Annotated in this window: 7 protein-coding genes; all 7 read left to right on the top strand. The window is 60.0% G+C overall.

Features of this window, described 5'->3' with window-relative positions:
- On the top strand, positions 1–863 hold an 863-nt coding region (locus GOX53_RS28835), incomplete at its 5' end, for a conjugal transfer protein TraF (RefSeq protein WP_217351991.1).
- Positions 864–875: 12 nt separating this feature from the next.
- Positions 876–1,451, top strand: a complete 576-nt coding sequence (locus GOX53_RS28830) for a hypothetical protein (protein ID WP_171182318.1) — start codon at positions 876–878, stop codon at positions 1,449–1,451.
- 20 nt (positions 1,452–1,471) lie between these two features.
- Positions 1,472–2,098: a hypothetical protein gene (locus tag GOX53_RS28825; RefSeq protein ID WP_171182317.1), complete on the top strand. Its 627-nt coding sequence runs from the start codon at positions 1,472–1,474 to the stop codon at positions 2,096–2,098.
- Positions 2,095–2,427: a hypothetical protein gene (locus GOX53_RS28820; protein ID WP_171182316.1), complete on the top strand. Its 333-nt coding sequence runs from the start codon at positions 2,095–2,097 to the stop codon at positions 2,425–2,427. Before GOX53_RS28825 ends, GOX53_RS28820 begins: the two co-directional genes overlap by 4 nt.
- Positions 2,424–3,731, top strand: coding sequence for a DUF1173 family protein (locus GOX53_RS28815; RefSeq protein ID WP_171182315.1), 1,308 nt, complete (start codon positions 2,424–2,426; stop codon positions 3,729–3,731). Before GOX53_RS28820 ends, GOX53_RS28815 begins: the two co-directional genes overlap by 4 nt.
- Positions 3,728–4,210, top strand: coding sequence for a hypothetical protein (locus GOX53_RS28810; protein WP_171182314.1), 483 nt, complete (start codon positions 3,728–3,730; stop codon positions 4,208–4,210). Before GOX53_RS28815 ends, GOX53_RS28810 begins: the two co-directional genes overlap by 4 nt.
- On the top strand, positions 4,207–4,393 hold a 187-nt coding region (locus GOX53_RS29690; protein ID WP_217351990.1), incomplete at its 3' end, for a hypothetical protein. The genes GOX53_RS28810 and GOX53_RS29690, both read left to right, overlap by 4 nt.

The following is a 4,393-nucleotide window of genomic DNA, read 5'->3' as shown; positions in this document are numbered from 1 at the left end:
AAATCGAGGGTTGCGCCGGACCTAAAACGCGCACCGCTTGCATGGTCCTTCTGGCAGCAACCCTCAGTGTGCTGCATGTTCCCACAGCGGATGCGAGACTACTGTGCAACGGCGAAGAAGTCGACGGCTGGCATTTCTACTGCGACCCGGCGCCTGCACCAGCGCCCGAGCCTCAGCCTGAGGTGGTGCCACAGGCCGAACCTGCGCCCGAAGAAAAACCTGAGCCGGAAAAGACCCCCAAAGAACTGACGGCGACGGAAGAGATCGAGGCGTTCCGCAAATACGCCGATGATCTCAAGCACCGCGCCATTCTCGATCCCACACCCGAGAACGTTCAGGCCTATATGGAGGTCAACACCCAGATGGCTCAAATGGCTGCACGGTTTTCCGCTGTCTGGCAGCGGGTTTTATTCCAGACGCCAAGCCTTGACGCCAATGTGCGCCGTCCGCTCACCCAGATGGGCACCAACATCTTCCAGGATCAGAGAACGGCCGCCGAACAGGCCGCTCTGCGCCGTGCCGCAAGCGAAGCGGGTCTGCTCTTTGTCTATGACGATCCGGTGGATTGCCGTCTCTGCTTGGCGCAGGCGGAGATCCTCGACGCGATGCAAAAGGAATACGGCGTCGAGGTTCTCGCTGTGTCAACCGATGGCAGCGCCATCGAACACTTCCCGGATGCGGTTGCCAATAACGGCCAGCTCGAGGCCCTCGGCCTGACCGAAACACCCCGCCCGTTCATTGCCATCGTCGATGTCACCTCCGGTGAGGTGCAGCTTCTGGGCGGCGGCCTGCTGACCGAGGATCAGATCCTCGATCGCGTCTACGTCATCCGCGAAGTGCCCTACGGCGCGCGGTTCGAGTGAAAGGAGGAAGGTATGAAGCAGATGATCCTCTGGTTTTGGAATGTCGGCATTCTCAACAGGGAGCTGATGTTCACGGTGATGGTTCTTGCCGCAATTCAGGCGGTGATCCTGACGGCGCTCACAATTTCCACCGGAAGCTACGGTATGATCGCCGTATGCAATCGGGAAGACTGCGCCCTTCACCACGTTGCGGCTCTCGGCTTCATTAGGTTTTACAGCTTGGTCTGGATGCCTGTTTGCGGCGTTTTGATGGCCCGAGCCTGCTACGAGAGCCTCGCATCCGGACCACACGGTGTCGCCTACGCAACCCTGTTCGGGGTGATTTCGTTCACCGTCGGCGCCTGCGTATTCGCCTACATTACGTCTCTTGGGCTTCAGCATGATCCTGATCTGGGTGTTCGGGATGTGATGTTCCTTGGCGGACTGTGGAGATTGGCTGGTCTGTGTACAGCGCTGTGCTTTTTCGTCCTCTGCGTTTTGAAGGATGCGCTGTCCGGCGGCCTGACAAAGGGCGACCGGTTGGTGCCGTTTGTCTCGTTTGATGACTTCAAAGCGGCCGATGGTTCCAGCGAAAGGAGAACGTCATGAGACAGTCTCTTCGACCCCGTTTGAAGCAGTCGTCGCCGAGTTCCAGAACCGACAGGTGGCTCTTCGTCCGCCCGCTGGTCTGGGTCCTTCCTCTGAGCGGCCTGATTGCAGCCCTGCACCTGATCTACGGGGTCATGCGGAGGCTTGTGAATGAAGGTTTGACCTCCTGGGGCGAGATCCTTGCTTCTGGAGCCTGGCCTCTGATTGCCATGGAGTTTCTGGTTTTTGTTGGGGTGTTGTTGCTCGTTTGTGGTTTGGATCGATCCCTGAATTCCAAACGGGAGGTTTGCTCGGCCCCGAACATCGATGAGATGCTCTTGACCGACACGGCGCCGCGTTCCGTGGATCGCCTGTCCGGCTCAAAGGCAGACGCCGGGTGGCATGTGTTTCTCCGTCCGTTGCTTTGGGTTGTCCCGTTGAGCGGATTGATTGCAGCCGCACATGCTGTTTTTGGGTTGTGCCGGGGTATTGTGATGCAGGGTTGGGCATCGTGGGGAGAGATCATCACTCACAAGGCCTGGACCTTGTTTGCCGTGGAGGTCCTCGTGGCCGCCCTCACCCTGCTGCTCCTGTGTGACGCCATTCGCTTCTTCAGGTTGAAGCAGATCCGCCGGTCAATCGAGGGATCCTCTGGAGGCGGGTCATGAAACAGTCTCTTCGTATTCTGTGGACAGCTTGCCTCACTTCAAAGGTGGAGTTCCGGTCTTTGATCTGGATGTGTTCGGTGTCGGCTTCACTGGCAGTGTTGTTCGCGATCTATGTGCCATTTCAGATCCTCGTGAATGAGGGCGTGATGACCTGGGCCGAGGTTTTTGGCCCCGTGATCTGGATGGCTGTTCTCCTGGTTTTCATCGGATCGTTCATCGTCCTTTTGATCGGTGACAGCCTTGTTGGGTTCATCCGTATCCTTGCGCGGGCGGTTCGGTCCAAGCTGTGCGAAGGTACATCCTCCGGTTCCGATGGAGGTGCGCCATGAGCTATTTCATCGGAGATACCCCGGTAGATCCCGCGACCGACGCCGGTCAGGCAAGACTGGCCTATGCCTACAAAGCGCGTGATCGGGTGCAGTGCGGTTGCCGCAGGCCCCGACCCCTGATGTATATCGCGGCTGTCAATGGCCGGTTCATCGTCAAGCGCATGCCATCGACCGGGGATGAACACGCACCGGGCTGCGCTTCGTTTCTGCCACCCGAAGAGCTGTCAGGCCTCGCGCAGGTCCGGGGGGACGCAATCCGCGAGCAGACCGATGACGGCACCACCACGCTGAAGCTGGATTTCCCGCTGACGCTGGCCGGGACCCGGCCGGCACCGCCCGAGCCGTCGGGCAAGAAGAAGACCGAGGCCAAGGCGCCGCCGAAAAAACTCCGGCTGACGGCCCTGCTGCATTACCTCTGGCATGAGGCAGAGCTGGTGAAATGGGTTCCGGCGATGCACGGCAAACGGAACTGGGGCCTCATTCATCGTCTGCTGGTCAATGCGGTGCAGGGCAAGACAGCCAAGTCCAAGACGCTGTCGGACATTCTCTATGTGCCGGAGCCCTGGCACGTCGACCGTATGCGGGATGCGGCCTCCCGGCGCCAGATCCTGTTCCGCGGACTGAAGAGGGAAGGGCGCCGCACCCCGCTGGGTCTGCTGGTCGCCGAATACAAGATCCATGAACCGGCGCGGTTTGGCGCCCGGTTCCTGTTCAAGCAGATCCCCGATTGTCCGTTCTTTGCCGATCAGGAGCTGGTGGACCGGTTCGAGCGGATCTTTAGCGACGATCTCCGGCTCGCCGATATGGAAGCCGGGTCACATGTGATGGCGATTGCAACCTTCAGCATTGCCAAGAAGGGCTATCCGGTGCTGCAGGAGATCGGCCTGATGCTGACCACGCGCAACTGGATCCCGTTCGAGCACGCCCGGGAGTGGGAGGTGATCGATGCGCTATCCACCAGCAAACGTGCCTTCCTCAAATCCCTGCGCTTCAACCTCGATGGGGAAACGCCGATTGCCTCGGCGGTGCTGACCGATCTGCCGGAACCTGTGTCGCTCTTCGTGGCCGATCCCGGCGCCGGCCCCGATGAGGTGGCCGATCTCAGGACAACGGCGGAAGAGGGAGCCTATGGATCCTGGCTCTGGCTCGATGACGGGCCAATGCCCGCGCTGCCGGACAGGAGCGCAATCCCTCCCCACTCACTGAGGCAAATCAACTCGAGGGGAGGGGCCGGATTGGAGGCTGAACCATACAAACCGGCGGCACCTAGTAAACCGGAAGTTGCGCGAGGAAACAACCCATGAGTGCTTTCATTCGCAAATCACTCCCTCAGCGTCGCTTTACGGAAACCCGTCGGATCGAGATCCCGCGCGGGCAGACCGTGCACCTGTCGGTCGGCTATGACCCGAAATCCTCGTCCCGCCCGCGTGAGGTGTTCTATAGCGCTGGTCTCAAGTCAGGCAGTGACCTGGAATACCACATGCAGGACATGTGCGTGCTGATCTCCCTGCTTCTTCAGCATGACATGGACCCCTCCGACATCGCCCATTCGCTGTCCCGCCGCGAACTGGAAACCGGCGGTGTGACCTATGCCAGCCTCGTTGGGCTGGTGGTCGATGAGATCCGCAATCCACCCGAATGGCCGGGGCAGCTGAATGGGCGGGGGCAGGAGCCCTCCCCTCGTGGAGAAAGAGAAGAATTTGAGGGGAGGGGCCGGAAGACTGTCCAGGGTTCCTCCGGCGCACCCAATAGGCCAGGCGCCGGCCGGGAGGGCAAGCGATGAGTGGCGGAATCGAATTCTCAACCGGGTCTCACAGCAATTTTTCGATGACCAGGACCGGAACGATGCCTCCCGGCACAACAAAAGAGCGCGTTCTTGAGGTCATTGGTGATGGAACGTTTGGCGGTCGTTGGGACTGGTTTGAAGAAGGCATCGACGGTCAGCCGGGCTCGTTTCGATACATCG

The organism is Ruegeria sp. HKCCD8929 (assembly GCF_013031405.1).
Taxonomy (GTDB): Bacteria; Pseudomonadota; Alphaproteobacteria; order Rhodobacterales; family Rhodobacteraceae; genus Ruegeria.
The sequence above is the reverse complement of the archived record's forward strand: the minus strand, read 5'-3'. Positions and strand labels throughout refer to the sequence as shown.